This window comes from Devosia rhizoryzae (assembly GCF_016698665.1).
GTDB lineage: Bacteria > Pseudomonadota > Alphaproteobacteria > Rhizobiales > Devosiaceae > Devosia > Devosia rhizoryzae.
The window spans coordinates 2,177,365-2,196,824 of the sequence record NZ_CP068046.1 but is presented as its reverse complement, the minus strand read 5'-3'; the positions used below and the strand labels follow the sequence as shown (position 1 = coordinate 2,196,824).

The following is a 19,460-nucleotide window of genomic DNA, read 5'->3' as shown; positions in this document are numbered from 1 at the left end:
GAGACCAGCATGGCGGAAATCGAACTCAAACATGTCGGCAAGAGCTATGGCCAGGTCCAGGTGCTCAACGACATTTCGCTCGAGATGGCGAATGGCGAATTCGTCGTGCTGGTCGGCCCTTCCGGCTGCGGGAAGTCGACGCTGCTGCGCATGATCGCGGGGCTCGAGGACATCAGCGCCGGCGAGATCACCATTGGCGGCAAGGTGGTCAACAACATGCCGGCCAAGGAGCGGGACATCGCCATGGTGTTCCAGTCCTATGCGCTTTATCCTCACATGAAGGTGGCGGACAATATGAGCTTCTCGCTGCGGCTCGCCGGCACGCCCAAGGCGGAGATCAAGGCCCGGGTGACGGAGGCTGCCGATATTTTGGGGCTCACCGATCTGCTCAATCGGCTGCCACGAGAACTCTCGGGCGGCCAGCGTCAGCGCGTGGCCATGGGCCGCGCCATCGTGCGCGATCCGCGCGCTTTCCTCTTCGACGAGCCGCTGTCGAACCTCGACGCCAAGCTGCGCGTCAAGATGCGCGGCGAGATCAAGCGGCTGCATCAGCGGCTCGGCAAAACCATGGTCTACGTGACGCATGACCAGACCGAAGCCATGACCATGGCCGATAAGATCGTCGTGCTCAATGGCGGCCGTATCGAACAGGCGGGGGCGCCGCTCGAGCTTTACAACAATCCCGCCAACCTCTTTGTCGCCGGCTTTATCGGTTCGCCGGAAATGAACCTGTTCGATGCCCGTTACGAAGGCGGTTCAGCGGTAACCCTCACGGGTGGCCAGTCCATGCCGCTCGGGGCGCCGCTCGACACAGTTGCGGGCATCGAGATCGTCTACGGCGTGCGCCCGCAGCACATTACGCTCGGTTCCGAGGGTGTGCCGGCGGAAGTGGTGGTGGTCGAGCCGACCGGCGATGCACAGGAAGTGCTGGCCCGTGTCGGCGGCAAGGACATTTCCATTGTCGTGCGCGACCATGCGCTGTTGTCGCCGGGTGAGCGGATCAACCTCGTGATCGACCCGCAAAAGCTCTTCGTCTTCGACAAGGCGACGGGATTGAGGCTGCGGTGAGTTTTGCGACGAGGCGCTTTGATCCCACCGCTACCGGACCCCTGGACGGCATTCACGTGCTCGACCTGTCGCGGTTGATGGCGGGCAATATGCTGAGCCTGCAGCTGGCAGACTTTGGCGCAGACGTCGTCAAGATTGAGCCGCCCGAGGGCGACCCGTTGCGCGACTGGAAAGACGACGGACACTCGCTGTTCTGGAAGACCTATGGGCGCAACAAGCGCTCGGTCATGCTGAACCTGCGTCAGGCGGCGGCGATGGACGCGCTGTGGCGGCTGGTCGACACGGCCGATGTGTTCATCGAGAATTTTCGCCCCGGCACGCTGGAAAATATGGGCCTGGCGCCCGAAAAGCTGCTGGAGCGCAATCCTGACCTGATCGTCGTTCGAATTTCCGGCTTCGGGCAGACCGGGCCCTATTCGCAGCTGCCGGGCTTTGGCACCATCGTCGAAGCGATGAGCGGCTTTGCCGATCGCACGGGCTTCCCGGATCGCGAGCCGGTGCTGCCGCCCCTGGCACTGGCCGACATGATCGCCGGCATCTATGGCGCGTCGGCGACGATGATGGCGCTTTATGCGCGCCAGGCGGGCAGGGCGCGTGGGCAGGTCATCGATTTGTCCTTGCTCGAACCGATGTTCTCGGTGCTGGGCCCGGAAGCTGCCATCCATGCCGTGACCGGAAAGATCAAGCAGCGGGTCGGGAGCGCTTCCAATACGGCCTCGCCGCGCAACGTCTACCAATGCGCCGACGAGAAATATCTGGCGCTATCCGGCTCGACCCCGGCCGTGGCCAGACGCATTTTCGAGGTCATCGGCCGTTCGGACATGAACGAGGATCCGCGGTTCGCCACCAATTCCGACCGCGTCAAGAACCGCGGCCTTGTCGACGCGGCGATCGGCACCTGGTTTTCTACCCGCAGCAGCGAAGAGGCTCTGTCGACGATGCGCGCAGCGGGCGCCACGGTTGGCCCGGTCTACAACATCGCCGATGCCATGGCGGACCAGCATTTTCGCGATCGCGAGATCATCGTCGACGCCGAAGATGATGGTTTCGGCACCCTGCCCATGCACGACATCGTCCCGCGCCTGTCTGGAACGCCCGGCATTTGGCGCCGGCAAGCGCCTGGCCTGGGCGAACACACGGCCGAGATCTTGCGTGAAGCCGGGATCGATCCACGCACTTTGGAAGCCCCATGATCCGCTCGCTGCTCTACGTCCCGGCGCATTCCGAACGCTTTCTTGCCAAGGCGCATGAGCGCGGCGCCGATGCGATCATCCTCGACCTCGAGGACTCCGTGCCCGAAAATGCCAAGGACGAGGCGCGGCAAGGCCTGGCCGAAACGGTCAAAGCGGTAGGCCGAAACGGCGCCAGCGTATTCGTGCGCATCAATAGCGGCGAAAGACGCATCGAGGACGCACTGGCGGCATGCCGCGCCGGGGCGGTCAGCCTTTATGTGCCCAAGGTCCGCCATGCCGACGAAGTCGCTCAACTCGCGGCGGCGTTGGAGAAAACCGAGGCGGACACCGGCCGCTCGCCGATGAGCTTTGTCGCTCTGCTTGAAAATATCGGCGCTGTGCTGGACGCACGCGCCATCGCCAAGGCACCACGCCTCCTTGGCCTCTCGGTTGGTGGCGAGGACCTCGCGCTGTCGATCGGCGCGGAGCCGACCCCCGACGTGCTCCGGCTGCCCAAGCTCTTGGTTCACTATGCCGCCAAAGAGCAGGGTTTGCTCTCATTTGGCCTCTTGCAGTCAACCGCAGATTATTCGGACCAGGCCAGGGTCGAAGCTGCCGCGCGGGAAGCGGCCCAGCATGGTTTTGACGGCGCCACCTGCGTCCATCCAAGTCTGGTCCCCTTGCTCAACACCGCCTTCAGCCCCAGTGCCTCGGAGCGCGAGTGGGCCGAAAAGGTCGTTAAGCGCGCTGCCGGAGGGGAGGGCGCGTTCGAGGTCGACGGCCGGATGGTCGACGCTCCCGTCATAGCCAGGGCTCGGGCCATTCTCTCAAAGAGCTGATATCGGACAGCCGGGTAGCGGCATGAGAAATTAGGCGCCTTGATCCCAATGCGCTCCGATATCAGTCAGCTAAAGCCTGCTGCACATCGACCAAAGGTGCCGCCCCGCAGGACTGCTGGCATCGCCAAGATCGAGTACGACGCTCATGTGGTTGCCGGATATCTGCACGGGCGTTGTTCCGAGTTTGTGTGCCAAGCTGGCGGCCTGGGTGTGGAATGGCTCGGTTTCCCCATCGCCAACAAGGATGCGAACGTCCTCGATCTTCTCCAGCGACAGCCGAAGCGGCGAGAAGCGGGCTGCCTCCTCCTCGGTAATGCCGATCAGCGGCTGCAGGAATGATTGGCGAAGAGGCTCGATGTCGTAGACGCCGCTGAGGAGCAGACCGGCATTTGGCCGGAAGGGGCTCTTTCCCTCTAGCAGCATGGCGCAAAGATGCGCGCCGGCAGAGTGACCCGAGACTGAGAATCGGGCTGGATCGCCGCCAAACTCTCCCGCGTGCTCGTATAGCCAGCTCGCTGCGCGGGTAACCTGGTCGACAATGGTCTCCATCCGCACTGATGGCATCAGCGAATAATCCATGATCGCCGCGATGGCACCCGCCTGGGTGATCGTGTCGGCGATGAAGGAATAGTCCGCCTTTGCGAACATGCGCCAGTAGCCGCCATGAACGACGAGGTGCACCGGGGCAGGGGCGCTCAGGCCTTCCGGAAAGAAGAGGTCGAGCTTTTCGTCCTGCCCCTCGCCATAGGCCACATCCAGCTGCCCCCGCAGCGTCGCTCTCGTGGCAGCGCTGCGGGTGACGAACTGGGAAACATAGCCGTCGAAGTCCGCAACATGGTCGCGGGTGCGGAACAGGTCGACCATCAGAACGAGGTCGCGATGTATTTGGGCTCCATGAACTCGGCAATGCCATGGACGCCACCTTCGCGGCCAAGCCCGCTCTGCTTGACACCGCCGAAGGGCGCTGCCGGATCGGAAACCAAACCGCGATTGAGCGCGATCATGCCAGCCTCGATGCGTCCCGACACGGCGAGCCCGCGCTTGAGATCGCCGGTGAATACATAGGCCGCGAGACCATATTCGGTGTCATTGGCCAGCGCCACCGCTTCGTCTTCGGTGGAGAAGCGATAAAGCGGCGCGACGGGCCCAAAGATTTCTTCCCTGGCCATTTCGGCCTCGACCGGAACGTCGACCAAAACGGTTGGCGGATAGAAGAACCCTTGACCTTGCGGCCGTTCGCCACCGGTAAGGGCGCGCGCACCCTTGCCGACAGCGTCGGCGACGAGGCTCTCGATCTTGTCGACCGCCTTCTTGGTGATCATCGGGCCGCAAGCGGTCGCCGGGTCAGTTCCCGCGCCCACGCGAAGTGCCGCCATGCGCTTGGTCAGTCCTTCAGCGAAGCGGTCGTAGATGCCGTCTTGGACGATAAAGCGGTTAGCAGCCGTGCAGGCCTCGCCGGCATTGCGCATCTTGGCGACCATGGCGCCATCGAGCGCAGCCTCGAGATCGGCATCGTCGAACACGACAAACGGGGCATTGCCGCCCAGCTCCATCGAGCAGCTGAGAACCGTCTTCGCCGCCTCCGCCAGGAGCGTACGACCGACCCCTGTTGATCCGGTAAACGAGAGTTTGCGCACGCGTGCGTCGTTGAGCATGGCCGCAGTGACCGGCCCGGGCTTCTTGGTGGTCAGTACATTGACGACACCGGCCGGAACGCCAGCCTCGGCATAAAGATCGGCCAAGGCATAAGCGGTGAGCGGCGTTTCGCTCGCCGGCTTCAGCACCACGGTGCATCCGGCGGCGAGCGCCGGCGCGATCTTGCGGGTGGCCATGGCCGCCGGAAAATTCCACGGTGTGATCAGCACGGCAATGCCGATCGGCTCCATGTCGACGAGGATTCGATTGCTGCCCGAAGGCGCCATCCGGTATTCGCCGGCAATGCGCACCGCTTCTTCGGCATACCAGCGGAAGAACTCGGCCGCATAGTTCACTTCGCCGCGCGCATCGGTCAGCGCCTTGCCATTCTCGAGCGAGATCAGCATGGCCAGCTCGTCGGCACGCTCCAGCATCAGCTTGTGGCAGCGCAGCAGGATTTCGGCACGCTGCCGCGGCGGCGTCGCGCGCCAGCCGGGCGCCGCTGCATGGGCAGCATCGACCGCCTGCCGGGCCTGATCTTCGCTCGCATCCGGGACCTCGGCCAGAACCTCCTCGGTGGAAGGGTCGACCACGGGAATGCCCGATCCCGCGATCCACTTCCCGCCTATGTAAAGGCCCTTGGCGTAGCGCGAGCAGTCGAGGCTATTGGGGTTGTTCAGCGGCAGGACGTTGGCAGTGCTCATGATGTTTTTCCGTGGGGATCAGGATGCTTGCTGCAGGATGCCGCTGAAGGCGGCCCCGATCAGCCGTTGCATGGCGGACGCATCGAGCGGCCGCGGATTGTTGTCGATCAAACGGCCGATGGTCAGCGCCTGCTCACCCGTCCAGCCGAGTTTTTCTTCTTGGAGGCCAAGCAGCTTGAGATTAACCGGAATGCCGATGCGCTCGAACAACGTGCGGACCAGCTCGATCGCTGCATCGGCGCGCTTGGCTTCGTCCGTTTCGCTGGAGCCCAGAGCGCGGCCAATAGCAGCGAATTCTGCGGTCGCATGCGAGCGGTTGAAGGTCATAACATAGGGCAGCATGCAGGCAACGCCCAGTCCATGGGCAGTGTGCGTCAGCGTGCCGATCGGATACTGGATGGCATGTGCGGCGGCGGTGCCGGCAGTGCCGAAAGCCATGCCGGCGCAAAGGGCGCCCATCATGACGTCGGCCCGCGCATCGATCGAGCCGGGTTCGCGATAGGCGCGCTCGAGGCTGCGGCCAAGCAGTTCGATGGCCAATAGGGCAAAGTGGTCGGTGAGGGCGCTCTTGCCGACGAACACGCGCTCCTGCGCCAGCGCCGGGCCGGGCTGGCGGCGAATGGCGGTATAGGCTTCGATAGCGTGGGTGAGGGCGTCAGCGCCGGCAATGGCGGTAAGGCCGGCCGGGCAGGTGAGGGTCAGTTCCGGATCGCAGATGGCAGCGGAAGGGATGAGGTGCGCGCTCGAAATGCCCACCTTCATGGCGCGGTCAGGGTCGGACAAGACCGCAACGGGCGTCACTTCCGAACCGGTGCCAGCGGTGGTCGGCACCGCGATCATCGGCAGGATCGGGCCTGGCACCTTGCCCTCGCCATAATATTGGTCCGGCGTGCCCCCATGCTGGAGCAGCAAGGCCACCGTCTTGGCCAGGTCGAGGCAAGAACCGCCCCCGATCCCGATGACCATATCGGGGGCAAAACCACGCGCCGCATCGGCCACCTTGCTGCAGGAGTCGCGCGGCACGTCGGGTTCGACGGTGGAGTCGACCTCAACCGTGATGCCCTCGGCTTCAAGCTGCGCCACTATCTCGGCGAACACCGGCTCGTTGGCCAAACGCGCATCGGTGCAAATGAGGGCGCGTTCGCCGAGGCGGGCCGCGACCTTACCCAAGGCATGACGTTGTCCCGCGCCGAACAGGACCTCGCGCGGCAATCGAAGGGCTGCGAATAGGCTCATGACGAGAGTTCCTGATGAAGCGGGGGTGAGGTCTGATCCAGGCGTTCGGTAAGCGAGCGCCAGAGATTGTCGTTGACACCAAAGCCGTATTCGAGCGCCGCGAGCCGGCGCCGCCGCGCGCCATCACCAGGCACGCTGACGGGGCGTTCGGCATCAGTGGCTGGGCTCAGGCGAATGGCGTCGAGGTAGTTGGCCATCCGGCTGGTCTGGGCATGGTCGGGATCGATGATGATGAACACATCGCCCTTATTGGCAACGTGCTCGCTATCGAGCGTGCCATGAACATCGGGGGCAAAAGCAGAGCCAACCAGGCTGGCGACCAGCAGTTCTAAGGCAAGACCCAGCCCATAGCCCTTCGCCCCGCCGAACGGCGCGATCGAGCCGCGCTTTGCCCGCTCGGCATTGGTGGTTGGCTGCCCTTCGTCATCGAGCGCCCAGCCCTTTGGAAGAGGTGCTGCCCGAAGGGCGTGGTCATGGATCTTGCCCATGGAGACAAGGCTCGTGGCGAGGTCGAGCACGAAAGGCTCGCCGCCTGTGGGAGTGCCGATAGCGATTGGATTGGTGCCCAGCATGGCGCGGGTACCGCCGAACGGATGCACGAGCGCTTCGCTGGTGGAAAGGGCGATGCAGATCTTTCCGGCCCGCGCCACCGCTTCGACATAAAGCGCCAGCATGCCCAGGTGATTGGAATTGCCGACGCTTGCGAGAGCGATACCCGTGTCGTCAACCCGCTCAAGCAGGGTGTCGATCGCTGCAAAGGCGATCACTGGTCCTAGACCCTGCTGCCCGTCGACATGGAGCGAGCCTGGCCTGCGCCAGCTCAGCACGCCACGTGCTTTGGGGTCGGCCAAGTGGCGCTCGATGCGGTCAAGCAATCGCGGCAGCCGCTGCAAGCCGTGAGAGGGATGTCCACGCAGTTCTGCGCCCACCAGACTATCGGCTTGGATGCGGGCATGGGCAAGCGGAGCGCCGGCTGCTGTCAGCAGCGCCGTTGCAACCCTCTCCGCCTCATCCACCAAAACCCGCATCGGAAATCCTATACGATATCGTATTGCATGGCGGCGAACATCATGTTAGCCAGTGGTTAAGTCAAGAGGAAAAGATGGCCCGAGAGCTTTCAGCAGCACAGAGCAGCAGCGCCGATGTGGCGACCGCCATCCCGCGCCATAGCCTTGCAACCGAGGTTTACGAGACGGTTTTCGGTCAACTGATGTCGCTCAAGATCGCGCCCGGGTCGCGGATTACTGTCGATAATCTGGCGCGTGAGCTGCGCGTGTCGCAGACCCCGATCCGCGAAGCGCTAAGCCGTCTTGAAGCCGAAGGTCTGGTCAACAAGACCCATCTTGTCGGCTATAGCGCCGCCCCGCAGGTCACTGCCAAGCAGTTCGCCGATCTTTACGAGTTGCGCCTGTTGCTCGAACCCGACGCTGCCCGCCGCGCCGTCGCCCGCCTCGATGAAGAGTCGGTGGCCGAGCTGGCTGAGGCAGCCGGCGTTATGGGCCGCCGCGCCAAGACAGGCGACGAGCGTGCCCGTTATTCCCAGTTCGCCCGCCAGGACGCCGTTTTCCACGACATGATCATGAAGGTCGCGGGCAACGAGCTGATCCGCGACACGCTGATCCACCAGCATGTGCACTTCCACATCTTCCGCCTGATGTTCCACTCGCGCGTGACCGAGGAAGCACTTTCGGAGCACGAAGCCATCATCAGCGCTTTTGAAGCGCGCGATGCCGCTGCGGCCGAGAAGGCGATGCGCCTCCACATCGAACGTTCCCGCGATCGTCTATTGCCGGTATTCGACGAATGAGCGCGGTCGACATGATCCGGCCAACTGCAGCGCAAGTATCTGCGCCCTTGATGCAGCTTTCGGGGCTCTCCAAGGCCTATGGTCCGGTGACGGTTCTGTCCGATGTCGATCTCGATATTCGGTCGGGCGAGATACACGCCATTATCGGCGAAAACGGCGCCGGCAAGTCGACGCTGATGCGGCTGATCTCCGGCCATGTGAAACCGACCAAGGGCACGATCCGCCTGGCTAGCGAAGAGGTGGTCTTCAATACGCCGGTTGCGGCCGAACATGCCGGCATCGCTTTGGTGCATCAGGAAATTCTGCTCGCAGACGGCTTGACCGTGGTCGAAAACCTGTTCCTCGGTCGCGAGCGCACACGCAACGGCGTGGTCGACGATCGCACCATGGAGCGAATTGCCTCCGAACGCCTCGCTGATCTCGGTTGCACAGCCTCGCCGCGCGACCTGGTCAGCAACCTGCCGATTGCACAGCGACAGCTCGTACAGATCGCCCGCGCACTGCTCGAAGACCATCGCCTGGTGATCTTCGACGAGCCGACCGCGGTTCTGACCACCAGCGAAGTCGACACGCTGCTCGGCATCGTCCGCGGCCTCCGCGACCGCGGCGTCGCCGTTCTCTACATTTCTCACCGCCTCAACGAAGTCGAAGCACTGGCCAACCGCATCACCGTCCTGCGCGACGGCAAGATGATCGGCACCTATGATGCCGAGGCGGTGACGCAGGAAGACATGGCGCGCCTGATGGTGGGCCGCGAACTCTCCATGCTCTACCCGCCCAAGCGCGGCGTGTCGCAACAGCAGCCCATTCTCGAGATCGAGAACCTCTCCGTTCCAGGCTTTGTCACCGAAGCGTCGCTCGTCGCGCGGCCCGGTGAAGTGCTGGGCCTGGGTGGCATGATCGGGGCAGGGCGCACCGAACTCTTCGAAGGGCTGCTTGGCTTGCGGCCATCCAAGGTCGGTCAGGTGCGGGTAGACGGCAAAGCCGTTCGTATCCACTCGGTAGCTGACGGGGTCGATGCAGGCATCGGCTACTTGACCGAAGACCGCAAGGGAAAGGGCCTGCTTCTGCGCGAGCGCCTAGCGCCAAACCTGGTGCTCACGGCGCTCTCAAGGCTCTATCGCAAGCCCTATATGGAGCAAAAGCTCGAGCGGCAGGAACTCGATCGTGCCGTCAGCGAATACGACATCCGCGTGCGTTCGAAAAAGCTCGAAGCTGGGCAGCTTTCGGGCGGCAATCAGCAAAAGCTTCTGCTCGCCAAGATCATGATGCTCGACCCCAAGGTCGTCATCATCGACGAGCCGACCCGCGGCATCGATATCGGCAACAAAAGCCAGATCTATTCCTTCATCGACGCGCTGATCCGGGCGGGCAAGGCCTGCATCGTGATCTCGTCGGAACTGCAGGAACTGGTGGGCCTGTGCGACCGCATACTCGTGATGCGGGCCGGCAGCATTGTCGCAGAATTCGCCGGTGACGAGATCACCGAAGAAGCCGTTGTGCTGGCGGCAACAAGCGGCGGGCCAACCGCTGCGGCAGGAGGAACCATCCAATGACCGACATCACCGCGCCGCCGGTTCGCGAGCCGCTTGTCCAGCGCATTAACTGGGTCGAAATTGGCCCCTTTATCGCGCTTGTCCTGCTTGCCGTGGTCGGCATGCTGATCAACCCCGATTTCCTTTCCGCCACCAACATCACCAACGTAGTCACACGCTCGGCCTTTATCGCCATCATCGCAGTCGGCGCGACCTTCGTTATCTCTTCCGGCGGTCTCGACCTTTCCGTCGGTTCGATGGCAGCTTTCGTCACCGGCATCATGATCATGTTCATGAATGCACTGGTGCCGAGCATGGGCGCCAATGCCATCATCGCCGGCATGGCACTTGTGCTCTGCGTCGGGGCGCTGGCAGGTCTTTTCAACGGCCTGATCGTCACCGTCGGCAAGATCGAGCCCTTTATCGTGACCCTTGGCACGATGGGCATCTTCCGGGCGCTCATTACTTTCATGTCCGATGGCGGCACGATCCCGATCGACCGCAGCCTGCGCGACCCGTTCCGCCCGGTTTACTACGGCAACCTCGCCGGCATTCCGATCCCGATCCTGGTCTCTTTGGCCGTGGCCGTCGTCGGTGCCTTCATCCTCTACCGCACCAAGTTCGGCCGCCGCTGCGCTGCAGTGGGCGCCAACGAAGAAGTTGCACGCTTTTCCGGCATTTCGGTCGGCCGCGTCCGCACCATTGCCTTCGTTATCCAGGGTATCTGCGTCGCCATCGCCGCCATCTGCTACGTGCCGCGCCTGGGCGCCGCCACGCCGACCACCGGTCTTCTCTGGGAGTTGCAGGTGATCACCGCCGTGGTGATCGGCGGCACTGCTCTGCGCGGTGGCAAGGGCCGCATCTGGGGCACCATTGCTGGCGCCGTCATCCTCGAGATGATCGCCAACCTCATGGTGCTGTCCGACTTCATTTCCGAATACCTCGTGGCCGCTGTTCAGGGCGTGATCATCATCATCGCCATGCTCGTCCAAAGGTTCTCCAAGCAGCCGTGACCGGACCTCACGCCCTGCACAATCGACTGGTCCATTTCTGGGAGGAAATTTGATGTTGAGAAGAAATCTCTTGGGTGCCATCGGCTTGGCTACCCTGCTCGCGGCAGTGCCCGCCTTTGCACAGGAACAAAAGGTCATTGCCGTCTCGATCCCGGCTGCCGACCATGGCTGGACCGCCGGCGTCGTCTACCACGCGCAAAAGGCTGCAGAGGAAATCAACGCTGCCTTCCCCAACATCGAAGTCATCGTCAAGACCTCGCCCTCTGCCACGGCCCAGGTCAGCGCGCTGGAAGACCTTTCCGCCACCCGCCAGCCAGACGCCCTGGTGATCCTGCCCCATTCGTCCGAAGAACTCACCGGCCCCGTCCAGTCGGTCAAGGACGCCGGCACCTTCATCACCGTGGTTGACCGCGGCCTCACCGATCCGACCATCCAGGACCTTTATGTCGCTGGCGACAACATCGCCGTTGGCTCCACCACGGCCAAGTTCCTGGTCGACAATCTTGGCGGCAAGGGCGACGTCGTCGTGCTGCGCGGCATCCCCACCGTGATCGACGACGAGCGCATCCAGGGCTTTGAAGAAGGCCTTGAAGGAAGCGACATCAAGATCCTCGACATCCAGTATGCCAACTGGAACAGCGACGAGGCCTTCAGCCTCATGCAGGACTACCTCGCCAAGTATCCCCATATCGACGCCGTCTGGGCCAATGACGACGACATGCTCCTGGGCGTGCTCGAAGCCATCGAACAGTCCGGCCGCACTGAGATCAAATATGCGCTGGGCGGCAACGGAATGAAGGAAATTATCGAGAAGGTGAAGGCCGGCGACGCCATGACCCCGATCGAAACGCCCTATCCGCCGTCCATGATCAAGACCGCGATCTACATGACCGCCGCCCAGTTCAACGGCCAGGCGCCGGTGCGTGGAACGGTCAAGCTCGACGCGCCCTTGATCACGCAGGACAACGCCGACGAATATTACTTCCCCGATAGCCCGTTCTGATCTCACATGGGCCGCGCCTAAAAGCGCGGTCCGCCCCTGCTTTGTTTGGAGACCGTCAAATGCCCGGCAAGAAAATCCTGATGCTGTGCGGTGAATTCACCGAAGAATACGAAATCTTTGTTTATCAGCAGGCCATGGAAGCGGTGGGGCACACCGTCCATGTCGTGTGCCCGGACAAGAAGGCCGGCGAGGTGATCGCGACCTCGCTCCACGATTTTGAAGGTCACCAGACCTATACCGAAAAGATGGGCCACTACGCGCTGATCAACAAAACCTTCAGCGAAGTGCGCCTCGACGAATACGACGCGGTCTATGCCGCCGGCGGCCGTGGTCCGGAATATATCCGCACCGACAAGCGCGTGCAGGCCATGGTCCGGCACTTCCACGAAACCAAGAAGCCCATCTTCACCATCTGCCACGGCGTGCAGATCCTGATCGCCGTCGATGGCGTGGTGCGCGGCAAGAAAGTTGCGGCCCTCGCTGCCTGCGAGCCGGAAGTCACCCTGGCGGGCGGCACCTATATCGATCTTTCGCCCACCGACGCCTATGTCGACGGCACCATGGTATCGGCCAAGGGCTGGACGGCGCTGGCCGCCTTCATCCGCGAATGCCTCAAGGTCCTCGGCACCGAAATCCGCCACAGCGGCGACATCACCGAACAGGCGGCTTAACCCGGATTGGCCGGCCCACGTGGCCGGCCGTTTTCCTGCCTGATCCAGGCCGGACTCACAAGGCGAGTTGCGCGCTGCGAGGCTGTCTGCCGCAAAGCCTTCTATTCTTAGTCTACCACCACCGCCGGTAGAGCTGCCAGGAAGCCCACCAGCTCCCGCTGCGAGCTTGTTCCCGTTTTTATGAAGATCGACTGCAACTGGCTCTTGATCGTTGTGGTCTTCACCCCGCGGGCCAGGGCAATTTCTTCGCCGGATTTGCCTTCCGTCAGGGCTACGGCCACTTGGGCTTCGCCACGGCTGAGGCCGAAGGTGGAGATGAGGAGATGAGCGTTAAGGTGTGTCGGGGCGCCCGAGAGCCGGAAGGCGACCAGCGTTCGGGAGCCGCTGCCTGGCCAGTCACTGTTCGGGGGCAGGGGGGCGACCAGCACATTGGCAAAGCTGTCGAGGCCTGCGCGAAGGCGCAGGGCCCCGCCCGAACCACCATTGCTGGCGTCGCGGATCAGGAGGGCCAGCGCCCCCGCCATGCTGCCGTCTTGTGCGGTCAGGAACCCCTTGCGGACCAACAATCCACAGCCGCTGGCAATGGCGCCTTCCCCCGCCTTGTTGAGCGCCTGCACGCGTCCATCCGCCGTGGTGATCGCCATGCCGAACGCCACCCGGTCCAGCGCTGCAAGGAGCGTGCCCCGGTCCCCGACGACGCCACTCAGCTGCTGACGCAACTGCACCGCCCGCTGCAGATGCCGGCCGATCACCAGCATGATCTGCTCGTCTTCCGGTGTGGGATGGGTCGACCGGAGCGCCTGGTTGAGCCCGACCAGCAGTTCGGTGCCCTTGCCCAGGGGCATGCGCACCCCGAGGGGATCGACCATGCCGATCTGAAAAGCGAAATCGACGTAGAATTCAGTGTCGTAGAACTGTTGCCGTTGCTCGATGTCGGTGACGATGGCTTCGCCATAGCGCGTGCGAGCCGCTACGCCGGCCCAGGGATCGAGCTTGTGGTAATAGTCGAGGTAGCCCTGCATCACCTCGGGCGCCTGCGTCATTGCCAGCTCAACCGGCCCGCCGCCCGAACTGATTGAGATCAGCCCATGCCCATAGCCCAACTCGGACGCAATCACGCCGCTAATGTCGCCAAAGGCCTGCTGCTCGGTGGCGATGGCATAGATGCTGGCCAGCAGGGTTTCGCTTAGCACGATCTTTACTCTTGCTTCCCGCCTAACAAAGCCGGAAGCTCAGCGCCTGACAATGGACCAAATGGTAAATTCTTCCCTAACCAGCAAGAATTCTAGAGCGCGCTCAGTCTGTCCGCCGCGGCGTAACAGTTGAGCGGCTTGTTTCAAATGTGATCAATAGGAGAACGCGCTATTTACGTCCGCGTTATAGTGTCTGCTGCTGATCCGCGAGAGCCCGCATGGCTGCCAGTGAAACCGAACTGCTGTTGCGCCTCCAGACCGAAGTGCTGGAAGCGGTGGCGCGCGGGGACGCCTTGCGCGACGTCGGCACGATTTTGTGCCGGGCGGTCGAGCGCAATGCTCCCGGGGTGCGCTGTTCGATCCTCCTGGTCGATGAGGCCATGCGCTTGCAAACGCTCGCGGCGCCGAGCCTGCCGCAATCTTATTGCGCTGCTATCGATGGCCTTGTGGCCGCTCCCGTGGCCGGTTCCTGCGGCACGGCTGCCTGGCGCAACGAGCCGGTGGAGGTCACCGACATTGCCACCGATCCGCTCTGGGCCGAGTACAAGCAACTGGCCTTGCCATTCGGTCTGCTTGCTTGCTGGTCGAGCCCGGTGCGCAACAGCGCCGGGCGGGTCGTTGCGACCTTTGCCTTCTATTATGGCGAGGCTCGCGGCCCGACCGCCTTCGAGCGGCAGATGGTGGAGACCTGCGTCCATCTTTGTGCCCTGGCGATCGAACATGAACGCGTCCGCGCCCGCAGCCATCGACTGGCCTATTACGATGTGCTGACCGGCCTGCCCAATCGCGCTCATTTCAATATGGTGCTCGATGAGCGCATCGCTGCCGGCCAGCCTTTCGGGCTTATCCTTCTCGATATCGACCACCTCAAGCTCGTCAATGACAGCGCGGGTCATGCTGCGGGCGATGCGCTGCTGCGCGCGGTGGCCAATCGCCTGGGGACCTGCGGCGCCGATATTCTGGCCTGCAGGCTCGGTGGCGACGAGATGGCGGTGCTTGTGACCGACTGCGCCGATCATCCGGCGCTGGAGCTGGCCGCCCAGCGCATCCTCGATGCGACATCGGGCATGGTGACGGTCGGCAGCCAATCGATCGCCGCTCATGTGACCTTGGGTGGCGCCCTGTTCGGCGAAGACGGTGAGGCGGCCGACATCCTCATCCAGAACGCCGATTTTGCCCTGTACCAGGCCAAGCAAACCCATCGCGGTGGCTATTTCGGTTTCCGCCAGGATCTGCGCACCGCCATGGTGCAGCGCATCGCCATGGTCCGCGACATCGATGCCGCCATGGCAGAAAAGCGCATCCTGCCCTTCTACCAGCCCATCGTCCGGCTCGACAGCGGCGAGATCGTCGGCCTTGAAGCGCTGGCGCGGATGCAAACCAGTGAAGGACGGATCGCCTCGGCCGGCGAGTTCCACGCCGCCTTTTCCGATCCGCGCATCGCCTACGAGCTGACGGGGCAGATGATAGACCACATCGCCCGCGATATCCGCATCTGGCTCGATGCCGAGATCCCGTTCCAGCATGTGGGCATCAATGTCACCACGGGCGATTTCCAGCGCGGCGATCTGGCCGAGCGCATCACGGACGTCTTCACCTATCACAAGGTGCCGTTGCGTCATGTCGTGCTCGAGGTCAACGAGTCCGTCTTCATGGGCGGCAATGATCAGGCCGTGCCCTGGGCGGTCGAAGAGCTTCGGGCCAAGGGTCTCCTCGTGGCCCTCGACGATTTCGGGACAGGCTTTGCCTCGCTGACGCACCTTTTGAGTTTTCCGGTCGACATCATCAAGATTGACCGCTCATTCGTCGAGCGATTGGGCGTGGATCAGCCTGGCGAAGTGGTGGTGAGCGCCATCTTGGACATTGCCCAGCGGCTCGACATGCGGGTTGTGGCCGAAGGCATCGAGACACCGCGCCAGTCCGATATACTTCGCCAGCTCGGTTGTACCCTGGGCCAGGGCTACCTGTTCTCCCGGCCGGTGTCGGGTCGTGACGTCACACAGCTGCTGCGCAATTTCAGCCAACGCGTCGCTTCAGGCACCGATGGACGAGCAGAGTACCAGCTTACCGGCACGCTTCCGTAAATCGACGATAGCGATGACGGCGCTTTAGAATATGCGCGTCAGAAGCGTTCCGGCGACCGCGACCACGCCCAGCGTCGACAGACACGCTGCCAAGAGCATCACCTGTGCTCGCTGCACATGCGTGCTGTGTCGCGCCCGGCGCCGTACGCTTTCAATGTCTGCTGAAATGCCATCGAATTCGAGATTGGCCATGGCTCGCTCCGCAACACGCTGCCGGCTTTAGCGCCGGTTGGACGTTTGGGTCGCCGCCATCTTGAGCTCTTCTCACCCTCAGGATCGAACGATACGCCCGCTTTGCCCCGCTTCGAACACAGGCCTTGCAACGCGGTTAATTTACATAAAATGCAAGCCAACGGCCGTCTTGTATGGCAGATGTTGAAAGGGGTTGGCGAACATGGCAAAACCCGCTCATGACCCAGCCAAGCCACCTTCATTCCGATCGCCTTTTCCCGGCCTCCGAGCCTGCCCGCTCCAACGCGCGTGAGCTTTATCCTTTGGTCAAGGACCTCCCGATCGTCAGCCCGCACGGCCATACCGATCCGTCCTGGTTCGCGCAGAATGGCCGCTTCGCCAGCCCCACGGCCCTGTTCCTGACGCCGGACCACTACGTGCTGCGCATGCTCAAGAGCCGCGGCATATCCTACGACGCGCTGGGAATTCCGCGCAAAGATGGCCAGCCGGTCGAAGCCGACGGCCGCAAGGCCTGGCAGCTCTTTGCCAACAATTACCATCTCTTCGCCGGCACCCCGTCCAAGACCTGGATCGACCACTCCCTCCATGCCGTCTTCGCTATTACCGAAGAACTGTCCGGCGCCACGGCCAACAGCATTTACGACCAGATCGATCGCCAGCTGGCCTCACCCGACCTCTTGCCGCGCGCCATCCTCGACCGCTTCAACGTCGAGGTGATCGCCACCACCGAATTTGCGCTCGACCTTCTGATCCAGCACCAGGCGATGGAAAAGGACGGCTACATTGGCCGGGTCCGGACCACCTATCGGCCCGATGACGTCACCGACCCGAGCCGTGCCGCGATCGTCGAGAATCTCCAGAAGTTCGGCGAGCTGACGGGCGAAAACACCGCCACCTGGGCAGGCCTCATCAACGCCCACCGCAATCGTCGCGAATATTTCCGCCGCTTCGGCGCCGTCGCCACCGACCATGGCGTGCCCACCGCCATGACCGCCGATCTGCCGCTGGTGGAAAAGCAGGCGCTGCTCGACAAGATCCTCGCCGGCCGCCACGACGCGCAGGACGCCGAGCTCTTCCGCGCCCAGATGATGACCGAGATGGCGCTGCTCTCGGTCGAAGACGGCATGGTCATGCAGCTTCATGCCGGCTCGCGCCGCAACACCGATCCGCTCTTGATGAGCGAACGCGGCACAGATCTCGGCGCCGACATACCCGGCCCCACCGATTATGTCGGCGGCCTGCGCGCGCTCCTCTCCCGCTGCGGCAACGAGCCGAACCTGCGTCTCATCATGTTCGTCCTCGACGAAACCACCTACGCCCGCGAGCTCGCCCCCATGGCCGGCTATTGGCCCTCCCTGCTCATTGGCCCGCCCTGGTGGTTCCACGACTCCCCTCAGGGCATCCGCCGCTATCTCGACCAGGTCGTCGAAACCGCCGGCTTCTACAATCTCGCCGGCTTCAACGATGACACCCGCGCGCTGCTCTCCATCCCCGCCCGCCACGACGTCTGGCGCCGCGAAGTCTGCCATTTCCTGGGCACTTGGATCGCCGAAAACCGCATCAGCAAATCCAGCGCCGAAGAGATCGCCGTTCACCTTAGCTACCAGGCCGCCAAGGACGCCTACAAGATCGCCTGACGACTTGAGACCTCACACCCACCGCATTCACCTCCCCCCTTGAGGGAAGGCCAGCGAAGCTTAGCCGCTAGGCTTAGCGTAGCTCGGAAGGGGGTGTGGGTGTCTCAGCAAACGCGTTGCCATTCGTCCACCACCATCTCTCGTCCCCAGTCGAATCCGCGTCCTGATTCTGCTACAAAAGCCCCATGAATCAGTCTCCCGTCGAAACGGCGCTCAGCCGCGCCATGATCCGCTGGTCGCTGACCAAGTCCACGCCAGTGGCCGAAACGCCGCGCAGCTGGATTTTCCGGGTCGAGCAGAACGGCCGCAACTTTGCCGCGCTCAAGATCATCAAGGCTGTCGCCGCCGCTGAAGAGGGCAGGGGGTCTCGCCTTCTCCAGTGGTACGAAGGCAATGGGGCAGCCACTGTCTTCGACACCCACAACGACACCATTTTCATGGAATGGCTCGATGGCGGCACGCTGGGCGATCCCGTCCGCGCCGGTCACGATGACGAAGGCACCATAGCCATCGCCACCATCGTTGCCAGCCTCCATCGCCAGCGCGCCGCTGCCCCCGACAATCTTGAACCTCTGCGCGACCGCTTCGCCGCCCTTTTCGCCAGCGAGGCCCGCGCGTGGCCCCACACCGCCCGCGACCTTTATGCCCGCGCCTCCGGCATCGCGCTGAAACTCTTCGATCGGCCGAGCGCCCAGATCCCGCTGCATGGCGATCTCCACCACGACAATATTCTTTCCTCCGATCGCGGCTGGCTCGCCATCGATCCCAAGGGCCTGTTTGGCGATCCGGCCTATGAAACCGCCCCGGTCTTCATCAATCCCGAGCGCGGCACGGCGATCGCGGCCGACCCGCGCCGCATCTCCGCCCGCGCCGACATCCTGGCGCAGCGCCTCGGTTACCCTCGCAAGCGCATTCTGGGCTGGGCCTGCGCCCACGCGGCCCTCTCAGCCTCCTGGGACCTAGCCGAGGGCATCGCCATCACCAACCAGCTCGCCTGCCTGCCTCACCTTCTTGCCGCCTATGACCAGGCCTGACGTCATGACCCAGCTTACCCGCCGCTCCGTTCTCGTCCTCGGCAGCGCTGCCATCCTGTCCGCCTGCGCCAGCACCGCCCCCATCACGCCGCGGCCCGCAACGGCGCCCACGTCCGATCGCCCCGAGGACCTGACGCGCGAGCAGATCGTCGCCGCCATCAACGCCACTCGCCGCAAGCACGGCGCCGCTCCCTGGAGCTACAATCCGGCCCTCGAAACCGCCGCGCGATCCCAGGCCCGCCTCATGGCCAGCAAGGACACGCTCAGCCACAATCTGGGCACCACGCTCCGCCAGCGCGTCAGCGCCGCCGGTTATCAGACGGCTGTGGGTGAAAACGTGGCCAAGGGCTACCAGACCCTGCCGGCCACCATCGACGGCTGGCTCGCCTCCAGCGGCCACCGCGCCACGCTCCTATCCCCCAAATTCGTCGAGTTCGGCCTCGCCTTCGCCCGCACCGGCTCCGGCAAGCTCTACTGGGCGCTGATTGCGGGTGGGCCGTTCGAGGCCTGGTATTCGTAAATAACAACCCCCTTCCGAGCTACGCTAAGCCTGACGGCTAAGCTTCGCTTGCCTTCCCCTCAAGGGGGAAGGTGAAGAGGTGCCACATTCTCGACGCCCACCTTCCCCCTCAGAGGG

The 19,460-nt window shown here is 63.4% G+C and carries 18 protein-coding genes; 12 read left to right on the top strand and 6 right to left on the bottom strand.

What is annotated here, in order from left to right; genetic code table 11:
• Positions 1-9: 9 nt before the first annotated feature.
• Genes JI748_RS10905 through JI748_RS10895 form a run of 3 tightly spaced genes read left to right on the top strand, consistent with a single transcriptional unit; the run spans position 10 to position 3,079 of the window.
• Positions 10-1,068 (top strand): ABC transporter ATP-binding protein, encoded by a 1,059-nt coding sequence (locus JI748_RS10905; RefSeq protein WP_201630436.1) that lies wholly within the window; start codon positions 10-12, stop codon positions 1,066-1,068.
• Positions 1,065-2,261 (top strand): CaiB/BaiF CoA transferase family protein, encoded by a 1,197-nt coding sequence (locus tag JI748_RS10900; protein ID WP_233280499.1) that lies wholly within the window; start codon positions 1,065-1,067, stop codon positions 2,259-2,261. Before JI748_RS10905 ends, JI748_RS10900 begins: the two co-directional genes overlap by 4 nt.
• Positions 2,258-3,079, top strand: coding sequence for an HpcH/HpaI aldolase/citrate lyase family protein (locus JI748_RS10895; RefSeq protein WP_201630434.1), 822 nt, complete (start codon positions 2,258-2,260; stop codon positions 3,077-3,079). The genes JI748_RS10900 and JI748_RS10895 overlap by 4 nt, the downstream gene beginning before the upstream one ends.
• A gap of 69 nt (positions 3,080-3,148) precedes the next feature.
• Here the strand turns inward: JI748_RS10895 and JI748_RS10890 are convergent, their stop codons facing one another.
• The 4 genes from JI748_RS10890 to JI748_RS10875 are packed head-to-tail and all read right to left on the bottom strand — an operon-like array spanning position 3,149 to position 7,682.
• Complete coding sequence (locus JI748_RS10890) at positions 3,149-3,943, bottom strand: alpha/beta hydrolase (RefSeq protein WP_201630432.1); 795 nt, start codon at positions 3,941-3,943, stop codon at positions 3,149-3,151.
• Positions 3,943-5,418, bottom strand: coding sequence for an NAD-dependent succinate-semialdehyde dehydrogenase (locus tag JI748_RS10885; RefSeq protein WP_201630430.1), 1,476 nt, complete (start codon positions 5,416-5,418; stop codon positions 3,943-3,945). The genes JI748_RS10890 and JI748_RS10885 overlap by 1 nt, the downstream gene beginning before the upstream one ends.
• A gap of 18 nt (positions 5,419-5,436) precedes the next feature.
• Positions 5,437-6,654, bottom strand: coding sequence for an iron-containing alcohol dehydrogenase (locus JI748_RS10880; RefSeq protein WP_201630427.1), 1,218 nt, complete (start codon positions 6,652-6,654; stop codon positions 5,437-5,439).
• Positions 6,651-7,682, bottom strand: coding sequence for an Ldh family oxidoreductase (locus JI748_RS10875; RefSeq protein ID WP_201630425.1), 1,032 nt, complete (start codon positions 7,680-7,682; stop codon positions 6,651-6,653). The genes JI748_RS10880 and JI748_RS10875 overlap by 4 nt, the downstream gene beginning before the upstream one ends.
• 74 nt (positions 7,683-7,756) lie before the next feature.
• Here JI748_RS10875 and JI748_RS10870 point away from each other — a divergent pair, with 74 nt between their 5' ends.
• From JI748_RS10870 to JI748_RS10850, 5 genes are read left to right on the top strand one after another with little or no spacing between them, the layout of a single operon-like run.
• Positions 7,757-8,461, top strand: coding sequence for a GntR family transcriptional regulator (locus JI748_RS10870; protein WP_201630423.1), 705 nt, complete (start codon positions 7,757-7,759; stop codon positions 8,459-8,461).
• Between the two features lie 11 nt (positions 8,462-8,472).
• The gene (locus JI748_RS10865; protein ID WP_407644951.1) at positions 8,473-10,017 is read left to right on the top strand and encodes a sugar ABC transporter ATP-binding protein; all 1,545 of its coding nucleotides are present in this window, start codon (positions 8,473-8,475) and stop codon (positions 10,015-10,017) included.
• Positions 10,014-11,009, top strand: a complete 996-nt coding sequence (locus JI748_RS10860) for an ABC transporter permease (protein WP_201630419.1) — start codon at positions 10,014-10,016, stop codon at positions 11,007-11,009. The genes JI748_RS10865 and JI748_RS10860 overlap by 4 nt, the downstream gene beginning before the upstream one ends.
• A 52-nt stretch (positions 11,010-11,061) precedes the next feature.
• Positions 11,062-12,012: a substrate-binding domain-containing protein gene (locus JI748_RS10855; RefSeq protein ID WP_201630417.1), complete on the top strand. Its 951-nt coding sequence runs from the start codon at positions 11,062-11,064 to the stop codon at positions 12,010-12,012.
• A 59-nt stretch (positions 12,013-12,071) separates the two neighbouring features.
• Positions 12,072-12,683 carry a DJ-1/PfpI family protein gene (locus tag JI748_RS10850; protein ID WP_201630415.1) on the top strand — a complete coding sequence of 204 codons (612 nt, stop codon included), beginning with the start codon at positions 12,072-12,074 and terminating at the stop codon, positions 12,681-12,683.
• Between the two features lie 107 nt (positions 12,684-12,790).
• On the opposite strand, the gene JI748_RS10845 is transcribed toward JI748_RS10850, so the two are convergent.
• Positions 12,791-13,876, bottom strand: coding sequence for a helix-turn-helix transcriptional regulator (locus JI748_RS10845; RefSeq protein WP_201630413.1), 1,086 nt, complete (start codon positions 13,874-13,876; stop codon positions 12,791-12,793).
• A gap of 218 nt (positions 13,877-14,094) precedes the next feature.
• Here JI748_RS10845 and JI748_RS10840 point away from each other — a divergent pair, with 218 nt between their 5' ends.
• Positions 14,095-15,960 carry a putative bifunctional diguanylate cyclase/phosphodiesterase gene (locus JI748_RS10840; RefSeq protein ID WP_201630411.1) on the top strand — a complete coding sequence of 622 codons (1,866 nt, stop codon included), beginning with the start codon at positions 14,095-14,097 and terminating at the stop codon, positions 15,958-15,960.
• 24 nt (positions 15,961-15,984) lie between these two features.
• Here JI748_RS10840 and JI748_RS10835 read toward each other — a convergent pair whose 3' ends face one another.
• Positions 15,985-16,152: a hypothetical protein gene (locus JI748_RS10835; protein ID WP_201630402.1), complete on the bottom strand. Its 168-nt coding sequence runs from the start codon at positions 16,150-16,152 to the stop codon at positions 15,985-15,987.
• A gap of 218 nt (positions 16,153-16,370) precedes the next feature.
• Here JI748_RS10835 and uxaC point away from each other — a divergent pair, with 218 nt between their 5' ends.
• From uxaC to JI748_RS10820, 3 genes are all read left to right on the top strand, one after another.
• Positions 16,371-17,789 (top strand): glucuronate isomerase, encoded by a 1,419-nt coding sequence (gene uxaC / locus JI748_RS10830; protein WP_201630394.1) that lies wholly within the window; start codon positions 16,371-16,373, stop codon positions 17,787-17,789.
• A gap of 185 nt (positions 17,790-17,974) precedes the next feature.
• Positions 17,975-18,823 (top strand): aminoglycoside phosphotransferase family protein, encoded by an 849-nt coding sequence (locus JI748_RS10825; protein ID WP_201630387.1) that lies wholly within the window; start codon positions 17,975-17,977, stop codon positions 18,821-18,823.
• A 4-nt stretch (positions 18,824-18,827) separates the two neighbouring features.
• Positions 18,828-19,343 carry a CAP domain-containing protein gene (locus JI748_RS10820; protein WP_201630377.1) on the top strand — a complete coding sequence of 172 codons (516 nt, stop codon included), beginning with the start codon at positions 18,828-18,830 and terminating at the stop codon, positions 19,341-19,343.
• The last annotated feature ends 117 nt before the right edge of the window (positions 19,344-19,460 follow it).